We start from the raw sequence: 19702 nt of genomic DNA on the forward strand, positions 1-19702 counted from the left end.
ATACACTCATTGAAATATTTCAAAAAAATCGCCTTACATTTAGGCGATTTTTATTTTTTATATTTATATTTGCGTTAAAATTACACATATTATGAACGATGTAAGATTGAACTCCATATTAGATAATGATTTTTATAAGATAACCATGCAGAATGCAGTGGTGAAACTATTCCCGAGCTCTATTGTAAAATACGAATTCATTAACAGGGGAAAACATCACTTTCCTGAGGGTTTTGATATTGCTTTAAGAGAAGCTGTAAACAAAATGGCGGAACTCAAACTTACAAAAGACGAAAAGAAGTTCATGGCAAAAACCTGTCCCTATATTGATCTGCCGTATCTGGATTTTCTGGAAGGTTATCATTATGATCCTTCGGAAGTCAAGATTCATCAGGAAGGCGGAGATCTTTCTGTAATTGTTGAAGGACTATGGTACAGAACCATTCTTTGGGAAGTTCCTTTATTGGCCCTGATCAGTGAACTCCACTATGAAATGAACCATATGGAGCGAGACTCTAATGAAGTCGTTATGGGAAAAACCATTGAAAAGGCAGAATCATTAGGCAGACTTGGAGTAACTTTTGCAGAGTTCGGAACCAGAAGAAGACATTCCTACAAAGTTCAAAACCTGGTCATGGAAGCTTTGACACAGAAAAAAGATTCCACCTTTATAGGAAGTTCAAACGTTCATTTTGCAATGAAGTACGGAGTTAAACCCATTGGAACCCATGCTCATGAATGGTTCATGTTCCATGCTGCTGAATATGGTTTTAAGATGGCCAATGAATTAGCGTTGGAACATTGGGTAGATGTATACAGAGGTGATCTTGGAGTGGCTCTTTCAGACACCTATACAACCGATGTATTCTTCCAGCAGTTTGATAAAAAGTTCGCCAAACTTTTTGATGGCGTCCGTCATGACAGTGGTGATGCTTTAGAATTTGCAGACAAAACAATTGCCCATTACCAAAAGAACGGCATTAATCCTATGTTTAAATATATTATTTTTTCTGATGCCTTAAATCTTGAGAAAGTAGAAGAAATAACAAACTATTGCAGAGGAAAAATTGGTATTTCGTTTGGAATTGGAACCAATCTCACCAATGATGTAGGACTAAAACCAATGAATATTGTGATGAAGCTGATTGGGGTACAGGCGCCCAATAAAGAATGGATTCCAACGGTAAAGCTTTCTGATGAGCATGGTAAATATACTGGGGATCCTAAAATGATTGAACTGGCGAAAGAATTTTTAAGAATTAAAAACTAAAATATGAACCTAAAAATTTCCCTCACACTTACTATTCTGGCTGCAGGGTTATCATTTGCCCAGCAGAAAACAGAAAAGCTAAAATTCAATCAGGAACTGGCAACATCTTTGGGAGCAGATAAATATGGTATGAAACCTTATACGATAGTCATACTGACAACAGGCACTGCAAAGATTGAAGATAAAACCAAAATGGGTGAACTTATGAAAGGCCACATGAACAATATCGGAAAGCTGGCTGATGAAGGAAAAATTGTTGTTGCCGGACCTTTTCTGGAGAAGAATAAAGAAAATTACAGGGGCATGTTTATTTTCAATACGAAATCTAAAGAAGAAGCCGAGCAATGGGTAAAAACCGACCCCGCTGTTCAGGCAGGAGTTTTCAGTTATGAAATTTTTCCATGGTATGGATCCGCAGCCCTTCCGCTATATCTGAAGCATCATAGTGAAGTCACAAAAGAAGAACTATAATAAAAAAACCCTCTTATGAGGGATTTTTTATTAGTCAAAACAGATAAACGGTTTGTTCTGCGGATAACAGCAATAAGGATTACTACAGAATATATAACCCGCATTACAGCCTCCATCTATTGGGGCTTCACAAGCAAATGCCCCGCTGCCCAACACATTTTTCAGTTCTTTTCGATTTAAATTCTTTAAATTTTTCATAGTTATTGGTATTAGTTAATTTCCTACTCTTCAGATTTTCGGACACCTCTTTATTATTTCTCTATAACAGGAGTTAAATATACAATAATACTTTTAAATAACTAAAATTCAAAATATTATATTAAATTTAGAACAAAAAGCATTCATTACTATTAGGAACAGCTGTATATTAAAAACATTATAATAAACCAATTAAAAATTAATCCATGAAAAAAATGAACTTAACAAAACTTTCAAGAACAAAACAAAAGAATGTATTTGGCGGAGATCTACATCCGGCATTAAATTGTAACGGAGGATGCAACGGTGAAGCCATGATCAGATGTCCTGACGGTTCAACAACTATGACTGATTATGTATGCGCAGGCGGACAGTGTATCGTAAATACCGGATACTGTAAACCACTAGTCCTTGAGCCTATTGGTTCAGTTGACCCAAGCCCGCTACTTCCATAGCAGTCCCCGGAAATATAAAAGCTGTCACAAAAAGATAGCTTTTATCTTATCCTTCTCCTTGTTTTTTGCTTTTTATTATCTTTAAATAAATAAAACAACTATGAAAACCATTGAAGAAGTGCTGACAAAGCTGGATAAAATCATTATACGGTGTAAGGAAAATAAAAGCCCTTCAGGATATTTTGCATGCACATACCGGATTATGACTGCACAAGTTCTGAAGGGAATTCAACAGAAAAAATTTGAAGATAATCCCAGAATGACAATACTTGATATTGCTTTTGCACAAAGATATCTTCAGGCATGGGACAGTTACAATAAAGGAGAAAGATGTACCAATTCATGGTATATGGCCTTTGAAGCTGCTAAAAACAAAAATCTGCTGATCCTGCAGCATATATTTCTTGGCATGAATGCACACATCAATCTGGACCTGGGTATTTCTGCGGCATCTATTATGCCTTACCGGAAGATAAATCCATTGAAAAAAGATTTTGAAAATATTAATAATGTCATTGCTTCGATTAATCAGAGCGTACAGGATTCTTTAAACAAAATCTGCTATCCTGTAGATCTCATAGATCAACTTTCTGATGGGAAAGATAATGCCATCCTTGATTTTGCTATATCCAAAGCCAGAGATACTTCCTGGGCAACCGCAGTCATTGCATCCAATACACCTAATTTCTTAAGAGAATCTGTGACCGGCATTGTAGATTATGCCGCAGCAAAAGTCGCTACACAAATTCTTAATCCGAAAATTCTCACCGCTTCTCTTTTAAAAGAATTAAAAAAGTGTGAAAGCAGTGATGTGGTGAAAAATATTGAAATTTTAGAATCTACAAGTACCCGTTAACAAAAAGCCGGGATCTACCTGTCGGATCCCGGCCATAATGAACAAAATAAAAGAAACTATAAAATTTCCTTATGCTTTTTACGATAGGCATAATGGAAAATTACCGGCAGTATTGTAAATGACAGCAGCATACAGATAATCAATCCTCCTACAATCATAATGGCTAAAGGCTTCTGAATTTCAGAACCCATTCCGTTTGATATGGCCGCCGGAAGAAGTCCCATGGATCCCATCAGTGCAATCATAACAACCGGACGGATCCTGCTTTGTACCCCCCTGGATATTGCTTCTTTTAAAGGCATCCTGTTTTGCAGATTTTCTTTCATTACGCCAATCAGAACAATCCCGTCAATAGTAGCAACTCCAAAGAGAATAATAAATCCGATTCCCGCAGAGATTCCAAAAATAGTTCCTGTAACCCAAAGGGATAAAAATCCACCGATAAATGCAAACGCAAGTGTTATAGAGGAGATCAGTGTATCTTTCATATTTCCAAAGTTGAAGTACAGCAACATCAGAATAAGAATCAATGAAATCGGAACAACCATCGCCAGCTGCTTTGCAGCCCTTTCTTTGCTTTCAAACTCACCTGCCCATGTCATTTTATGATTCTTCGGAAGTTTTACTTCTTTATCGACCTTAGATTTAGCTTCACTAATTGTACTGCCCAAATCACGCCCTTCTATATTAAATCCTACACCAATATACCTGCTGTTTCCTTCCCGGTAAATAAAAGACGGACCGGTATGATAATCTATCGTAGCAATTTCTTTCAGCGGCACTTTTTTATTATCCTGGGTCGGAATAAGGATATCTCCCATTTTTTCAGGTGTGTCACGGTATTGTTTTTCAAACCTGAGCATTACGTCAAACATTCTTTCCTGTTCATAGAACTTGGTAGCCGCCTGGCCTCCAATCGTCATTTCAATAACAGCCTGAGCATCTGCCATAGAAACACCGTATTTTGCCATTTTAGAATCATGAAGCTGAATTCTGAGTTCCGGAAGCCCGATATTCTTAAAAACATTTACATCGGATATACCAGGAACCGTTTTGATAGAATTAGCCACCTGATTGGCATACTCTTCAAGCTGAAACAGATCATTTCCGAATATCTTAATAACCAATGGAGCTTTTACCCCCGCCACATATTCTTCTACATTATCCTGTATGGGCTGACTAAACCCGAAATTAATTCCAGGATATTTTTCGAGAGAGGTCCTCATTTCTTCAAGAAGTTCTTCTTTAGATACTTTTTTCTTCCATTCCTTTTCCGGTTTTAGCTGAATATTAAATTCAATATTAAAAAACCCTGTAGGATCTGTCCCGTCATTAGGTCGCCCGGTCTGGGTCATAACAAATTTCACTTCATCATACTTCATTAAAATCTCTTTCATCTCTTTCGTTAACCGTACCGACTCATCAAGATTTACACTGTTGGGAAGTGTGGCACGTACATAAATTGCCCCTTCATTTAATTTAGGCAGAAATTCAGAACCGTAATTTGAAAATCTCCAGCCACAAACAGCCAGCAAGGCAATAAACCCAATAATAAACCCTTTTTTATACTGGTCACTGAATTCATAGATCTTATAAATATTTACCCTGAAAAATTTGGAAATAAAGTTTTCCTTTTCTTCTATATTCTTAGTCAGTAAAAGCTTACACATGGCCGGAACATACGTTAAGCTCAAAATTAAGGATCCCAGTAATGCATAGCCTAATGTGAACGCTAATGGAGAGAACATTTTACCTTCCACTTTCTGAAACGAGAAGATTGGCATCAATGCAACAATAAGGATCAACAGGGCAAAAAATATATAGCCTGCAACGCTTCCTGCACTTTTTTTAATAATACCCAGTTTTGAAATTTTATTAAACCTGCGGAGTCCTATCTTCTTTGCTTTATGCTCAAGGGCAACAAATACATGTTCTACGATAACCAGCGTTCCTTCCAGCAATAACCCGAAATCCAATGCTCCCATAGAAATCAGATTAGCCGGTAATCCCTGGATTTTAAGCATTATAATAGCAAAGAGAAAAGCCAGAGGAATAACCGAAGCTACAATAAACGTTGTCCTCCAGTTATAAAGGAATACAAAGACAATAATGGAAACCAGAATTACTCCTTCAATCAGATTTTTAGACACAGTATGAACTGTTGTATTCACCAGTTCTGTACGATCAATGATGGGTACAATCTGAACATCGCCCGGAAGTTCTCCCCCATTTAACTGCTCAATCCTTTCTTTGAGCTTTGTAATCACTTCACTTGGATTTTCCCCGCGAAGCATAATAATAATTCCTTCTACAACATCATTTTCTTTATTATATCCTACCTGTCCCAGTCTCGGTTTTGCAGAAACTTTAACTTCAGCAACATGCTTTACCAGAATAGGTGTAGATCCTTTTACTTCAATCTGAATGTTTTCAATATCCTCTTTTTTTTCCAAAAGACCAATTCCCCGTACTACATAAGCCTGATCTCCTTTTGCAACTACATCTCCTCCTACATTGATATTGCTCTTTGACACTGCTTCATATACATCCAGCGGGGAAAGGTCATAATTGTGCAACTCTGTAGGATTGATCTTTATTTCATATATTTTTTCTTCACCTCCGAAACTTACCACATCAGCTACACCCGGAACAGCCAGCAGCTCTCTTTCAATCACCCAGTCCTGAATAGCTGTAACTTCTTTGATCGGCAATTTACTTTTAATCATGTACCGGAAAATCTCACCGGTAGCTCCTGACGGAGGCTCAATACTATATTCTGCCCCATTCGGAAGTTCCACATTACCCAGTTTATTGGAGGCATATTGCTGTGCATAAAAATCATCAACATGGTCATCAAAAATTACTGTTACCACAGACAAACCAAATAAAGAAATGGAACGCACTGATGTTTTATTCGGAATTGCATTCATCTCTTTGGAGATTGGCAATGTCACAAACTTTTCTATCTCTTCAGCACTTCTTCCCGGCCACTGGGTAATAACCCTCACTCTTGTATTGGTAACATCCGGAAATGCTTCAATAGGAGTGTGTATATAAGAATAGATCCCTCCTGCCAGCAGCAGAAAAGTTCCCAAAAGAACAATCAATGAATTTTTTAAAGAGAAGGAAACTATATTCTGTACAAACTTTCGCATTATTTTCCGGAGTTATTTGATTGGTTTTTCAGATTTTCATAGATCAGCAGTCCATTGGAAGCAATAATATTTTCACCTGGTTTTAAGTTTCCTTCTACATAAATATACCGGCTGTTGGACGTAATTTCTGTTACCGGCCTGATTTCCAGATCACAATCTTTTTTATATACGACAACATAGCTTTGGTTATTATCAAAAATCAAAGACCTGGCAGGAATTGCCAATGCACTTCTGTTTTGTGGATTAACAGGAAGAACAATATCTGCTGACATTCCCGGCCTCAGCTTCATTCCATTATTATCCATAATGATTTTAGCTTTAAGCACTCTTTCATTTTCATTAAAGACCTGGGAAATATTATCGATTTTTCCGGAGAAACTATCATCAGGATAAGCAAGCGTCTTTACTTCTACCGGCTGATCTACATAAACATGCCTCATATTGGTTGCGTACACATTCGCCATCACCCAGACTTTATCCAGATTGGAAATGGTAAACAGCTGATCTCCGCCTGCTGTAACAGGCATTCCTTTTGAAATATTCTTGGAAACCACATACCCGTCTGCGGGAGCTTTTATCTGAATGGTGCTTCTTCCCGCCGAATACAGCTGCAGGTTCTTTTGAGTCCTGGAAATATTGGATTGTAATATAGCCACTTCAGACCTGGCCTCCTGTAAATCCTTCTGAGAGGCAATATCGTCTTTATACATGGCTTCTACAGAGGCCAGCTTTCTCTTAGCTACTGCCAGCTGAGCCTGTAAGGTTTGTGTGTCATCCTGCATTTCATTAACTGTCGTACTTTTTACACTTGCCAGTACCTGACCTTTTTTTACATAGTCTCCTAAGGAAAAATAAGTATTGGTAACCACTCCATCCACAAGGCTTACAAAAGGCACCGTTTTATCGGAATTGCTTTCGACTTCTCCTGTAAGGGTAATGCTCTCTTCAATGGGCCGTATTTCTGCCTTGACGAGTTTAATATCTCTTTTAAGCTCTTTGCTGAGACAATAGCTTTTCTTAACTTCATTATTCTGCTTTTGATCTTTACAACCGGTAACGGTAATCAAAGCGGATAAACAAATCATTGCAGCACATCCGGTAATATTTATTTTCATAAGTATGTATTATAAATCCTGACCTACAACATATTGCAGGTTTTCATAGTATTCGTTAAGTTCTTTTTTGGTATCGAGTATGACCATCTTATTTCCGATATAGGTATCCAGAAAGTCCATATATTCCAGCATACTGATATTTCTTAACCTGAAATTCTTTTCATGGCTGACGAGTAATCCATCAAGGGTAAGTTCATAATGATCGTCAATTTCCCGGGAAATCTGCTGAGTTCTGATGTAATTTCTAAAAACAGAAGAAATCTCATTTTCTGATTTCAGAATATTCTTCCGGGTTTCATTTTTCTTTTTTTGAATCTCCAGCCTGGCATCCTGAATATTTCCTTTATTTCTGTCAAAAATGGGGAGATCAAAAGAAACTCCCAGTCCAATAAAGTCTTTCATAATATTTCCACCCCGGTCATATCCTATTGAAACGGCAACGTCGGGAGTCTTCATGGCATTTTGTATTTCCAGATTTTTCTCGGCATGTTTCTCTCTGTTTTTAGAAATCATAATATCCGGGCGGTTCTCTTTTGCTTTTTCTGTCCACTGGACCATTTCCATTTCTGAAAACTGCTTTTCCGGCATCGTTAATGAATCAGAAATAACAATATAAGTTGAAGACGGAATCATCAGTAAAGCTTTTAATTCTGTCTGATGCTCTTCAAGGCCCTGTTTCAGGGAAATCAGTCTTTTCTTAAACTCAATCTCCTGTGCCTTTAAGCGCATGTATTCTGCTTTACTGATATTCCCAAGGTTTAATTGGCTGTTATACGATTTTGTCAGCTTTTCAATAGACGAGATCTGATTTTCATAGATCTTCTGTTGTTCCTGATTATACAGTATTTCCGTAATGGTATTTCTAAGGGTTCTTTTGAGTTCCCGCAGTACCTCCTGCAATTCATATTTTTCTCCCTCAACTTCAATTTTCTGGAGCTCAATATTTTTTCTCCTTTTACCGGCTGTCTGAATAACCTGCTCTATTTCGGCAGAGATCTGCGTGTTCTTACCCCAGTTTCCGATTAATGCGGGCTGTTCTTCAATATCATAGGTTCTCCATAGGTTCACTTCGCTGATACTTAATTTGGGATTAGGCCAGTATTTTGCCTGAACAGCACGTGCTTCTGCCTGAGAGATCTCCAGTTTCTGAGCAATAAGATCGAGATTGGTGGTAAGAAAAACTGCTTCAGCTTCCTTTCGGGAGATTTTCACGGTATCGGAAATCTGCGCAGAAAAGAAACCGAAGTAATGAATATAAAATAGTGTAAAAATAATCTTGTTCAAAAGTCTCATATTTAAGACCACAAAATTATATTCCTGATATTAGACTCAATTTCGAATGAAATTAAAATTCAGTTAGTCCAACATTAGAGTTTGATTAGAATGCAGTAACATACCTAAAATTCCGTACCTGAAACCAGGAATAGTATGCGGAAATAATATATTAAATATTAAGAGGAAAAGTAAGCAGTACAACTGTTCCTTTATTTACTGTAGAATCAATTTTCATGGAAATATGGTGATGATCAAAGATGCTTTTTGACAATGAAAGCCCTATGCCGCTTCCTTTGATATTATCCACATTTTTTCCTCTGTAAAACGTTTCTGTAATTTTTGTCAGATCCTCTTCCGGAATTCCTCTTCCATGGTCTTTTACTTCAACTTGTAACCGACTGTTTTTTTCGGACAATATAATGGTCACTGGACCCTGAGAGTATTTTATTGCATTTTGTACAATATTGTATAAAGCGAGATAAAGCAAAGTTTCATTTCCCGGAAATTCCAGCAATGCAGGACGTGTAACATTCAGCCGGATGGCAATGCCGGATTGCTTTTCCTTTGCTTCGGATTCAAGTTTTGCATAGATCTTCCAAATAAGTTCATCTATTCTTATTTGTTTATGAGATGCTTCAAGCTTAGCCATCCCGGACATCAGTAATAGGTTATTAAGAATATTCTCGATTTCATAGACGTGGTCCAGAGATTCCTTAGCTACACTTTTATACTCCTCCGGAGTTCTGTCTTTTTGGGCAAAAACTTCAAGGTTTCCGGAAATAGCAGCCAAAGGAGTCTTGAACTCGTGGGAGACATAATTGATAAAGTTTTGTTGAAGTAACATACTTTCAGAAATCCTGCCCAGTAATTTATTATATGACTTAATCAGTTCCTCAATCTCATCATTGGTATTGGTAGAAGTGATTGCTGTAGAAATATTGTTATAATCAACTTTATTAATGCGTTCTACTACATTTGAGATCGGCTTATAAACAATTTTTGACAAATACCTGCTGAGAAAGTAAATGACCAGCAGCCCGATCACAAGGACTGACAGCATAATAACAGAAAGCCGGATCATCTGGGAACGGAAAGAATCATTGGATGATTTTACAAACACCACAAAATCCCCCTGATTATCAGGATAAAATATTCCGTAATAAAAACTGTTGTCAGACATAAACTGCACACCTTTATTATTCCTTGCAATCTGCAGATGGCGGAGTTTTATATTGGGATCGCTCAGATTCTGTCCGAATGTGACCACATTGTTCTGATTAAAAACTGCAACCCTGTTATTCTGGATCAGATAATCATACTCTTTTTTGATCTGGGCATGGCGGTCTTTAGGAAGCTCATCTTTTTCAAGATAATAGATCGCTGAAATAAGCGCTGTATTCCTCAGTTTCTCAAAATAAAATATTTTTGTGCTGTCATAATAGGCAAAAAATATTACCACAAATGTGACAATAGAAACAATGCCGAAAGAGAGGCTTGAGATAAGGGTAAATCTGTTCCTTAACGTCATTTTCAGTCTTTGATTACATATCCGGTTCCTTTTACGGTATGGATAATTTTCTTGTCAGTCTCATCAATCTTATTCCTGATATACGAAATATACACATCCACTACATTTGTGGCATTATCAAAATCTATTCCCCATACCTTATGCAGGATCTGGGTCCTGCTCAATACTTTGTTTTTATTTTCCATCAGGAAAGTAAAGAGCTTATATTCAGTTGGGGAAAATTCGATCTCCTGATTATTCTGAGCAACTTTGTGAAGGTCTGTATCAATCACAATATTACCACAGGATAGCAGCTGGTTTTCTTTTTGATAGCTTAGTTTATTTCTTCTGGTTAACGCCCTGATCCTTGAAATAAGTTCCTCAAAATGGAACGGTTTAGACAAATAATCATCTGCTCCCAGATCAAGCATCTTTATTTTATCATCCGGACTGTTTAAGGCACTTAAAACAATAATCGGAGTATAAATTCCTTTAAACCTTATAATCTGGGTAAGCTGCATACCATCCAGTCCAGGCAGCATTATATCCATTAAAATAATATCAAAATCATATGTCGTAAGAAGTTCTCTGGCTTTTTCACCTGAATCAGCAAGTGTCATATTATAACCTGCCTCAGTGAGCCCTTTAATAAGAAAGTTACTTATTCTCTGATCATCTTCTACCAACAAAATATTCATAGATTCCCGAAATTTCCCATAAATATAGGTATTCTATTTTAGAAAGGGATATGACAGGAGGTCCTGGCAGATTCAAATCTCTTTCTGAACACTATTCCCTGCAGAAACTTCCGGCTTTTTTCCATAATTTTGAGGAATGGAGATGACCTATTTAATTATCGGATTTATTGTTGGCGGATTGCTGGGAGCCGTTATGGTATACTTTGCCCTGAAATCTTCAACCGTTTCGAGAAGTTCTTATAATGAATTAAACAACCAGTATATTAAAATCAATTCCGATCTGGCAAATTCCGGTCTGAAGATACAGGAATTGATTCAGAAAAACGACAAAGAAAAAGAACAGAGTCTGCTTCATCAGGATCTGCTGAACGATCTTAAAAATGAATTCGCCAAAATCTCTGCTGAATATTCTTCACTGAACACTCAATTTTTGGAACTGAAGCAAACCAATTCCAAACAGACATCTTATATAGAAACGCTGATTGCAGAAAAGCAGGACATATTTGCCAAAAACTCAGAGCTTTCTGCAAAAAATGAGAGCCTCCAGAAATTATTAGTAACCCAGAAAGAAGAAATTACAAAAATTCAGGAAGATTCAAAACTTCAGTTTGAGAATCTGGCCAATAAAATCCTGGAAGAAAAGACGGAAAAATTTACAGCTTTGAACCAGAATAATTTGAAAAATATCCTTGAACCATTTCAGGAAAAAATTACTGATTTAAAAAATAAGGTGAATGAAGCGTATGAAAAGGAAAACAAAGAACGTTTCTCCCTTGCTGAAAAGGTAAAAGAACTGGCAGAACTGAACCAGCAGATTTCCGAAGATGCCAAAAAACTTACCCGTGCTCTGAAAGGAGAAAGCAAAACCCAGGGGAACTGGGGTGAAATGATCCTGGAAAGTATTCTTGAAAAATCAGGATTGGTAAAAGGAAGGGAATATTTTCTGGAGCATGAATTGCGTGATGAAGATAATAAAGCTTTATTCTCGGAGTTTTCCGGAAAGAAAATGCGGCCTGATGCTGTGGTAAAATACCCTGATGAAAGAAATGTTATCATTGATTCCAAAGTATCTCTTACTGCTTTCACAGAATTGGTAGATGAAACCGATGCTGATGTTTATGCAATGAAACTGAACCAGCACCTTGGATCTATCAAGAATCATATTAATCAGCTAAGTCAAAAAGCGTACGATGACTATGGAAAATCGCTGGATTTTGTGATGATGTTTATCCCAAGTGAACCTGCCTATATTGCAGCAATGCAGGCTGACCAAAATCTTTGGAATTATGCTTATGAAAGGAGAATCCTCTTGCTTAACCCCAGTAATCTGATTACCTCACTTAAACTGATTGCCGATCTTTGGAAACGGGAGTATCAAAACCGAAATTCTATGGAAATTGCAGAACGCGGCGCCAAACTCTATGACAAATTTGTAGGCTTTGTGGAAAATCTGGAAAAAGTAGGTCGAAATCTTGACCAGGCCAAGAATGTATATAATGATGCCTACAAACAGCTGTACACCGGAAATGATAATCTTGTGATTCAGACTCAAAAGCTGAAGTCATTAGGAATCAAAAACAAGAAAGATCTGCCACAGAGCCTTATTGACAACAGTAATCTTATTGAACCATCAGAAAACGAATTCCTGTGAAAAGATCCTTTACCCCCATCATTGCAGCAGGTTGCCTTTTCATGATCGCAGGGAATATTATACCTATAAAATCCCCTGAGCAGCCGAATACATCAAAACAGAAAGCTCCGGTTTCATAAAATAGATTGTATGTTTTCCTACGCATCATATCCTTATCCAAAATCCGAATCCTTCAAAGAAATTTTCGTTTCCTCTCTGGGAGCCGGACTTTCTGTATACCTGTTTCTGATTATTTTTCAGCCTTTTGGTACGGAAAACTTCCAACATCCCTACAAATTTTTACTGCTCTTCCCCTATTGTATTATTTTTGGAATCACATTTTTAATTACCAATCTTATGGTCTCCCGGTTCACCCACTGGAATATCGGAGCCGAATTCCTGAAAATAGTCATTATTTTATTCATTGGATCTGTTTTGTCCTACTTTTACAATTCTTTATTTTTAAGCCATGTAAAGCTTGAACTGGGAAATTTTTTCTACATGTTTCTGTATTCTCTGGCAGTTGGCATCCCGATTTCTATCATATATGTTTTATCAAGATATATCTATCTAAAGAATATTTATGAAAATTCTGCGCGTGATATTTCTCAGCATATAACGGTGCCTACTACTGAACTACGACAAAATCCCTTGAAAATTTCAACACAAAGTACTGAGCTCATCATCGACGAGAATCATTTTCTATGTATTCAGGCCATGGAAAATTATTGTATATTTTATTTTTTGGAAAATAATAATGTAAAAAAGATACTGATCAGAATAAGTCTTACCAATGCTTTGATGCAAATCGAAACAAATTTTATCAAAAAATGTCACCGTTCTTATATTGTTAATCTTGGAAGAGTAAAAAGCCTTAAAGGGAATGCCCAGGGTTATAAATTAATTCTTACGGAAATTGATTTTGAAATTCCTGTTTCAAGAACTTTTATTTCTTCAATTATTCCTCAAATAAAACAACAGAATTCTTAAGCTTTGTTGTTCATCACTATTCTTTGCTATTCATCACAATAACTGGAAAGGAAAGATTTAAAGTCACATTTTTGCTCAAAAATTAACAGATATGAGTAAAAACATCCGCTTCTTTTTCATTTTTATTTTAGGCTTTATCAGCTATTATCTCTTTGATCTTTTTTATTTTAAAACCATTCAGAATTTCTCAAAAAATATATTCCACAGCAAAGCATTAGCTCATGTAACAGCCTATTCAGTGACTTTAATTCCATTGATAATTACCTTAAAAGTATTATTCCCCCAAAAAAACATTCTGACTCTATTTTCATTAAACAAGCCTATTATCAAAGGATTTACACCAGCTTTTATCGGAACCCTTCCAATGCTTATCGGTTATTCAATTCATTTTAAAGCAATCAGTAGAATAAACGTTGAAACCCTGTTCATTAATACGCTATCTTCAGCATTTTTTGAAGAAATAATTTTCAGAGCCTTTCTGATCGGAATCATATATAGATTTACCCGGCTTGGTTTTTTGTCATCTGCATTATCAGGTTCTTTACTGTTTGCACAGGTACATTTATATCAAAGCCAGAACATTACAGTCCTTGCTGAGATCTTTGCTATCACATTTTTAGGCTCCATATTCTTTGCCTGGGTATATTTTGAATCGGAATACAACTTATGGACCGCAATATTCCTTCATTTCTTTATGAATCTGTACTGGGAAATCTTCGATGTATCAGAAAATGTTTCCGGAAATCTTTATGGAAATCTTTATAAGGTATGCTCAATTGTCGTTATGATTATACTTATCATTCATTTGAAAAGGAAAAATAAATCTCCGTTTGAAATCAAATGCAAAGACCTTTTTATCAAAACCAGGGAAGTTCAATCATAAATTTTACATAATTTTGCGGAATGTTGATAGAAAGTTTTCAAAACGATAAAATAAAAAATGTCACTAAGCTCCTTACTGACAACAGGTTTCGTAAAAAATCAAAAGTTTTTGTAGTAGAGGGCCAGCAGGAAAACGAAAGAGCCATCCAGTATGATTTTGAACCGCTGGAGTTCTTTATCTGTGAAAATATATTTAAAGGAAAGCTGCCTCTTGGGAAAATTCATTATGTAAGTGAAAGAGTATATGAAAAAATAGCATATAGGGGAACGTCTGAAGGGATTATTGGTATTTATCAGATTAAAGAAAATGTTTTATCAGATTTCAATCCAAAAGAAAATGCTACTGTCATTATTGTTGAAGGTATAGAAAAGCCGGGAAATCTGGGAGCTATTTTAAGAAGCTGCGAAGCTTTTGGAATAAATGCCCTTATTGTTGCGGATGGAAAAACAGACTTTTACAATCCTAATGTGATCAGATCGAGTGTTGGCTGTCTTTTCGGTATGGAAGTTTATCAGGCTGAAAATAATGAAGTTTTTGATTTCCTACAGAAAAACAAGTTTAATATTTACACAACCCTTATGGACGAAAGTGCTGAAGATCTTTATATAAGAGATTTCAAACAGCGTTCTGCTGTATTATTCGGTACTGAACATTCAGGTTTAAGTGATTTTTGGATCGGGAAAGGTAAAAACACCCTGATCCCTATGGCCGGAAGTATTGACTCACTGAATCTAAGCAATGCTGTAGCCATTACCTGTTATGAATCTCTGAGACAGAAAAAAGGATAATAATATTCCGTATAGAATTAATTAGGTATTACTATTTCTCTTATGAGCATAAAAAAACCGTTTCACAGGGTGAAACGGTTCCTTTATTTTTAAGCTTATGCTAAAATTATTTCTTAGCAGCGTCTTTTGCAGCATCTTTAGCAGCGTCAGCAGCTCCTTTAGCAGCATCAGCAGCTCCTTTAGCAGCGTCAGCAGCACCAGCAGCAGCATCTTTAGCAACTTCAGCTCCAGCAGCAGTAGTAGCAGCAGCAGCATCTTTAGTAGCATCTACAGCAGTAGTAGCAGCAGAATCAACAACTTTAGCAGCAGAATCAACTACAACAGCAGCAGAATCAGCAGTAGCAGCAGCAGAATCAGTAGTTCCTTCAGTAGAAGTAGCTTCAGTTTTTTTACAAGCAACTAGAGAGATTGCAGCGATAGCAGCTACGAATAATGACTTTTTCATAATAAATTAAATTTAATTTTGTTAATATTGTTTTATAAAATTTTCTTCTGTTCTGTTATTTGAACAAGACAAAGGTAGAGCAGTTAGAAAATTTGTCTATGAAAAATAATTGTAATACCTTTGTAAAATAGTTTTACAAAAAAACACAACTGATAATCAACAATTTAATTATTTTTAAAAAAATTGACAGATTTAGATCTACTACACTTTGAACAGCTAAAAAAGGATGTCCAGAGTCAATATTTGAAAGAATACACCCCTTCTCATGATGATATTTCAAAATGGAAGGGTATAGATATTATATATTTCCAGGAAGACCTTCGCAAAAAAGCCAAAGGCAATATCAGCGAAAAGTCTTTTTACACCTACTTCAAAAACTCACCGGTCACTAAGCTTCCCAGAATTGACATGCTCAATTTACTCAGTATTTATGCGGGATATGACTCTTGGTATGAATTCAAAAAGCAACATCTTTTTGCAGGAGAATTATTACAGGAAAATGAAGATCAGGAGGATGAAAATCTTCAGGAACTGGAAAAAACCGTTTCAGTGTCCCCTGAACTTCCAAAAACTGAAGTTCAGGCCAAAAAAGTTGAAATCCCAACCCCTGAAAACGGAGATTTACAAAAATCAACTACTGATAATCAAGATGTTACCATAAAAACAAATTCCTCAATAAATTCTATTGATCCTCCCGCAAAAAACTTTTTCAAAAAGAATGCATGGGCACTTGTTACTTCCGTTTTGATAGCTGTTACCGGTTTACTGGGCTTTAAAGATGTGCTATTTTCGAAAACCTACAAATACTGCTTTATAGATAAAGACCGAAGTGTAAATGTCATCAACACCCTTGACATCATGGTGATCAAAGAAAATGAATCGCCTATTATGTATAAGATCAAACCGGGGGAATGTTTTTTATATTCTACAAAAGACAAAAATCTTAAAATGCGCATCAGCGCGCCATTCTATGAACCTCTGGAAGTTAACCGGAACCTGGAAAATGCACCTGAAGAAGAAAAGATTGAGCTTAAACCTGACGATTATAAAATGGCGGCCTATTATTTCTCGATAAAAGATGTAAAAGGAGGAAATCCACAGGAACAGGTCGCACTGATTAAACAAAAAAGAAATCAGTTAGAAAATTTAATCAGCAATAATGCTGTGATATACCAGGTTTATGATAATGACACTTACGGTATAGAAAGACTTGACAAACAAAAATATATTACCCTGGTGACCACTCCTACTACTTCATTAAAAAATCTTAATGTAATAGAAATGAAAAAGGATACTAACGGTAAGATCATATCCATCAAATTTAAAATCGCATCCACAGATGAAAAGAATAAATAATTTTTTAGTTTTTGCAGTGCTTTCCCTGGTAATCTTTGCCTGTAATAAAAAGACTGAGATTAGCGATCTGGAAAAACTCCGAAACAGTAACAATACCAAAAGCTACCCTGCAGTACAGATGGACAGCATGCAGGCAATCAACTCTATAACCAAACAAAAAGTTCAGGAATTACTGGATTTATCTACTCTTTACCTTTCTGGCAACAGGAATACGGAAATAGACACAGTAATATACTCACAGATGCAAAGCTATTTTCATAAACCCGATTCATTGACCTTTAAAAGGTTATTCACAGAATTGGACAGCCTGAAAGTAAGATCAGTAAAGGTCAATAACCTTAATGTTTATAAAGAGTTTTATAAAAAAGACACATTGGATTATGCCAGATTCAATGTAGAGTATTTTGATGACAAGAATAAATCATTGGGAAGCTTTGAAAAAAATGCACAATACATCCTTCTTTCTACTCCAAAACTGAAAAAGGAATTCAAATTTTATTTTCTGGACTTTTATTCCAGGCCGCTGGTGAAAGACAGCACTTCTCTGGGAGTCACCAAGTAATCCAGGGGAATATCATTCTCCCAGACATCATCGATATCTTCATCGGGGTCAAAATAATTGATTCCGATTTTTTTTGAATCAGGAGAAATACTTTGAAACAAGCCGTCATAAAATCCTTTACCGTATCCTACCCTATTTCCTTTTTTATCACAATATAATAAAGGGGTAATCACATAATGGAAGTAATTTTCACCGGAATCATCATTAGATACAGGCTCCGAAATCCCCCAACTGTTGGTTTCAAAAACAGTATCTTTAAAAATTTCAATATTAATCAGCTTATCAGCTACAATTTTAGGCACATAAACACGGATATTCTGTGCTAAAAAGTATTGAATGAAGATTTGGGTATCAATTTCCATTCTTGCCGGAATCGTGATAAAAATATGTACTTTCTGCGATTCTTTCGGACTGAAATACCGAATGAAGTTTTCAAAAATCTTTTGACATAACAAGAAAGCCTCATCGGTAGACAAGGCCTTTCTTTTTTGGGTATATTTTCTTCTAAGTTCAGCTTTCAGCATAATTATTAATTGATTCTTACAGAAATAATTTTCACAGGACAGGCGTTAGCTGCTCTCTCCAAATGCTCAAATGCTTCCTGATCAGGTGTTTTTAAAGTATAGAAACCTTTTTTATCTACTGTCTTAAGCAATACTGATTTACCATCTTTTTTAGACATTCTAAAATATTCCGGAGCGAATTCAACACAGTAATTACAACCAATACATTTATCTCTTTGAAGTGTAGCTATGACCATTATGTTTTAACAATTTTATATAACTTGTCACTTGGTCGTATACGGAACCTCGTAGGGAAAGTAATCACATCAGACTTAGTTGCCTTATCAGCTCCTTCCTTCTTATCAACGATCATGTTTTCGATGATCATTTCCCGTGATCCTGTAGTAGGTCCCTGTATAAGCACACTGTCTCCTACAGAAATATCATAGGCTTCAACCAAAAACTCTGCGATATTGGCTTTCGGATAGAAATGCCGCCCTTTTCCTATATAGACTTTCTTTTGTGTTGCGCTGGACCCTGAGTTCGAAGACCAATCACCAAGCTCCTGTCCAAGATAATACCCACTCCAGAAACCTCTATTGTATACAGTTTCCAGGAGTTTCATCCATTCATCAACTTTTTCCTGGGAAAACGTTCCTTCAGCAATACTGTCAATTGCTTCTCTATAACATTTTGTAACTGTTGCTACATATTCCGGAGCCCTTCCTCTTCCTTCTATCTTCAGGACTTTTACCCCGGCATCTGCAATCTGATTCAGAAAACCAATTGTACAAAGGTCTTTGGGGGACATCATATATTCATTATCAAGTTCAATTTCAAAACCTGATTCCTGATCAATCACAGTGTATTTTTTCCGGCAGTTCTGTTTGCAGGCACCTCTGTTTGCTGAAGAATTATGGGAATGCAGGCTTAGATAACACTTCCCGGATACAGCCATACATAAGGCACCATGCCCGAAAATTTCCACTTCAACAAGATTACCGGATGGTCCTTTAACCTGGTCTTTTTCAATCTGAGTACAGATTTTTTTGATCTGACTGATACTCAATTCACGGCTCATCACCATTGTATCAGCAAAAAGAGCATAGAATTTTACGGTCTCAATATTGGTTATATTAATCTGGGTAGAAATATGCACCTCCATGCCAATTTGTCTTGCATAAGAGATTACAGCCTGATCCATTGCAATTACTGCTGTAAGACCTGCTTCTTTAGCTTTATCTAAAAGTGTTCTAACGATAGACAGATCATGATCATATATTATGGTGTTAAGGGTAAGATACGTTCTTACTCCTTTTTCAGCACATCTTCTGGCGATTTCCGGCAGATCATCAATGGTAAAGTTCATTGTTGCTCTTGCACGCATATTGAGTTGTTCAACTCCAAAATAGACAGAGTCAGCACCATTATCTATAGCCGCCTGAAGCGATATGAAATCTCCTGCAGGAGACATCAATTCTATTTTTCCGCTTGTTGTCATTTTAAGCCCTGAATTATTAAGTTGTTAAAACAGAAATAATTTAT

20 protein-coding genes are annotated in these 19702 nt (G+C 36.4%); 10 read left to right on the plus strand and 10 right to left on the minus strand.

Annotation, left to right across the window (positions count from 1 at the left end):
* The first annotated feature begins 91 nt into the window (after positions 1-91).
* Both pncB and DRF59_RS02590 read left to right on the plus strand, forming a co-directional pair.
* Positions 92-1270: a nicotinate phosphoribosyltransferase gene (gene pncB / locus DRF59_RS02585; protein WP_115956729.1), complete on the plus strand. Its 1179-nt coding sequence runs from the start codon at positions 92-94 to the stop codon at positions 1268-1270.
* 3 nt (positions 1271-1273) lie between these two features.
* Positions 1274-1741, plus strand: a complete 468-nt coding sequence (locus DRF59_RS02590; RefSeq protein ID WP_115956730.1) for a YciI family protein — start codon at positions 1274-1276, stop codon at positions 1739-1741.
* Positions 1742-1771: 30 nt separating this feature from the next.
* On the opposite strand, the gene DRF59_RS21250 is transcribed toward DRF59_RS02590, so the two are convergent.
* On the minus strand, positions 1772-1939 hold the full coding sequence (locus DRF59_RS21250) for a bacteriocin-like protein (protein ID WP_407643378.1): 168 nt from the start codon (positions 1937-1939) through the stop codon (positions 1772-1774).
* 215 nt (positions 1940-2154) lie between these two features.
* On the opposite strand from DRF59_RS21250, the gene DRF59_RS02595 reads away from it, so the two are divergent.
* Positions 2155-2394 (plus strand): hypothetical protein, encoded by a 240-nt coding sequence (locus DRF59_RS02595; RefSeq protein WP_123873647.1) that lies wholly within the window; start codon positions 2155-2157, stop codon positions 2392-2394.
* A gap of 100 nt (positions 2395-2494) precedes the next feature.
* Positions 2495-3250, plus strand: a complete 756-nt coding sequence (locus tag DRF59_RS02600; protein ID WP_115956732.1) for a DUF5995 family protein — start codon at positions 2495-2497, stop codon at positions 3248-3250.
* A gap of 56 nt (positions 3251-3306) precedes the next feature.
* Here the strand turns inward: DRF59_RS02600 and DRF59_RS02605 are convergent, their stop codons facing one another.
* The 5 genes from DRF59_RS02605 to DRF59_RS02625 form a co-directional block, all read right to left on the minus strand.
* On the minus strand, positions 3307-6405 hold the full coding sequence (locus DRF59_RS02605) for an efflux RND transporter permease subunit (protein ID WP_115956733.1): 3099 nt from the start codon (positions 6403-6405) through the stop codon (positions 3307-3309).
* Positions 6405-7520, minus strand: coding sequence for an efflux RND transporter periplasmic adaptor subunit (locus DRF59_RS02610; RefSeq protein ID WP_115956734.1), 1116 nt, complete (start codon positions 7518-7520; stop codon positions 6405-6407). Before DRF59_RS02610 ends, DRF59_RS02605 begins: the two co-directional genes overlap by 1 nt.
* Before the next feature lie 9 nt (positions 7521-7529).
* Positions 7530-8813: a TolC family protein gene (locus DRF59_RS02615; protein WP_115956735.1), complete on the minus strand. Its 1284-nt coding sequence runs from the start codon at positions 8811-8813 to the stop codon at positions 7530-7532.
* Positions 8814-8964: 151 nt separating this feature from the next.
* Positions 8965-10323, minus strand: coding sequence for a sensor histidine kinase (locus DRF59_RS02620; RefSeq protein ID WP_115956736.1), 1359 nt, complete (start codon positions 10321-10323; stop codon positions 8965-8967).
* Positions 10324-10325: 2 nt separating this feature from the next.
* Positions 10326-11000 carry a response regulator transcription factor gene (locus DRF59_RS02625; protein ID WP_115956737.1) on the minus strand — a complete coding sequence of 225 codons (675 nt, stop codon included), beginning with the start codon at positions 10998-11000 and terminating at the stop codon, positions 10326-10328.
* 136 nt (positions 11001-11136) lie between these two features.
* Between DRF59_RS02625 and rmuC the strand changes: the two genes are divergently transcribed.
* The 4 genes from rmuC (at position 11137) to DRF59_RS02645 (ending at position 15291) form a co-directional block, all read left to right on the plus strand.
* Positions 11137-12651, plus strand: coding sequence for a DNA recombination protein RmuC (gene rmuC, locus DRF59_RS02630; protein ID WP_407643379.1), 1515 nt, complete (start codon positions 11137-11139; stop codon positions 12649-12651).
* Between the two features lie 129 nt (positions 12652-12780).
* The gene (locus DRF59_RS02635) at positions 12781-13620 is read left to right on the plus strand and encodes a LytTR family DNA-binding domain-containing protein (RefSeq protein WP_115956739.1); all 840 of its coding nucleotides are present in this window, start codon (positions 12781-12783) and stop codon (positions 13618-13620) included.
* Positions 13621-13711: 91 nt separating this feature from the next.
* The gene (locus DRF59_RS02640; protein WP_115956740.1) at positions 13712-14503 is read left to right on the plus strand and encodes a CPBP family intramembrane glutamic endopeptidase; all 792 of its coding nucleotides are present in this window, start codon (positions 13712-13714) and stop codon (positions 14501-14503) included.
* A gap of 20 nt (positions 14504-14523) precedes the next feature.
* Positions 14524-15291 (plus strand): TrmH family RNA methyltransferase, encoded by a 768-nt coding sequence (locus tag DRF59_RS02645; protein WP_115956741.1) that lies wholly within the window; start codon positions 14524-14526, stop codon positions 15289-15291.
* Between the two features lie 106 nt (positions 15292-15397).
* Here DRF59_RS02645 and DRF59_RS02650 read toward each other — a convergent pair whose 3' ends face one another.
* Complete coding sequence (locus DRF59_RS02650) at positions 15398-15736, minus strand: hypothetical protein (RefSeq protein ID WP_115956742.1); 339 nt, start codon at positions 15734-15736, stop codon at positions 15398-15400.
* Positions 15737-15919: 183 nt separating this feature from the next.
* Here DRF59_RS02650 and DRF59_RS02655 point away from each other — a divergent pair, with 183 nt between their 5' ends.
* Positions 15920-17092, plus strand: a complete 1173-nt coding sequence (locus DRF59_RS02655; RefSeq protein ID WP_115956743.1) for a hypothetical protein — start codon at positions 15920-15922, stop codon at positions 17090-17092.
* Positions 17076-17654, plus strand: coding sequence for a hypothetical protein (locus tag DRF59_RS02660; RefSeq protein ID WP_115956744.1), 579 nt, complete (start codon positions 17076-17078; stop codon positions 17652-17654). The genes DRF59_RS02655 and DRF59_RS02660 overlap by 17 nt, the downstream gene beginning before the upstream one ends.
* Here DRF59_RS02660 and DRF59_RS02665 read toward each other — a convergent pair.
* The 3 genes from DRF59_RS02665 to DRF59_RS02675 are packed head-to-tail and all read right to left on the minus strand — an operon-like array spanning position 17603 to position 19658.
* Complete coding sequence (locus DRF59_RS02665; RefSeq protein WP_115956745.1) at positions 17603-18178, minus strand: 5-formyltetrahydrofolate cyclo-ligase; 576 nt, start codon at positions 18176-18178, stop codon at positions 17603-17605. The two genes, DRF59_RS02660 and DRF59_RS02665, sit on opposite strands and share 52 nt — an antisense overlap.
* A 5-nt stretch (positions 18179-18183) precedes the next feature.
* Positions 18184-18414 carry a ferredoxin gene (locus DRF59_RS02670; protein ID WP_115956746.1) on the minus strand — a complete coding sequence of 77 codons (231 nt, stop codon included), beginning with the start codon at positions 18412-18414 and terminating at the stop codon, positions 18184-18186.
* On the minus strand, positions 18414-19658 hold the full coding sequence (locus DRF59_RS02675) for a peptidase U32 family protein (RefSeq protein WP_115956747.1): 1245 nt from the start codon (positions 19656-19658) through the stop codon (positions 18414-18416). Before DRF59_RS02675 ends, DRF59_RS02670 begins: the two co-directional genes overlap by 1 nt.
* Positions 19659-19702 lie beyond the last annotated feature (44 nt).

Source organism: Chryseobacterium flavum (assembly GCF_003385595.1).
GTDB lineage: Bacteria > Bacteroidota > Bacteroidia > Flavobacteriales > Weeksellaceae > Chryseobacterium > Chryseobacterium flavum.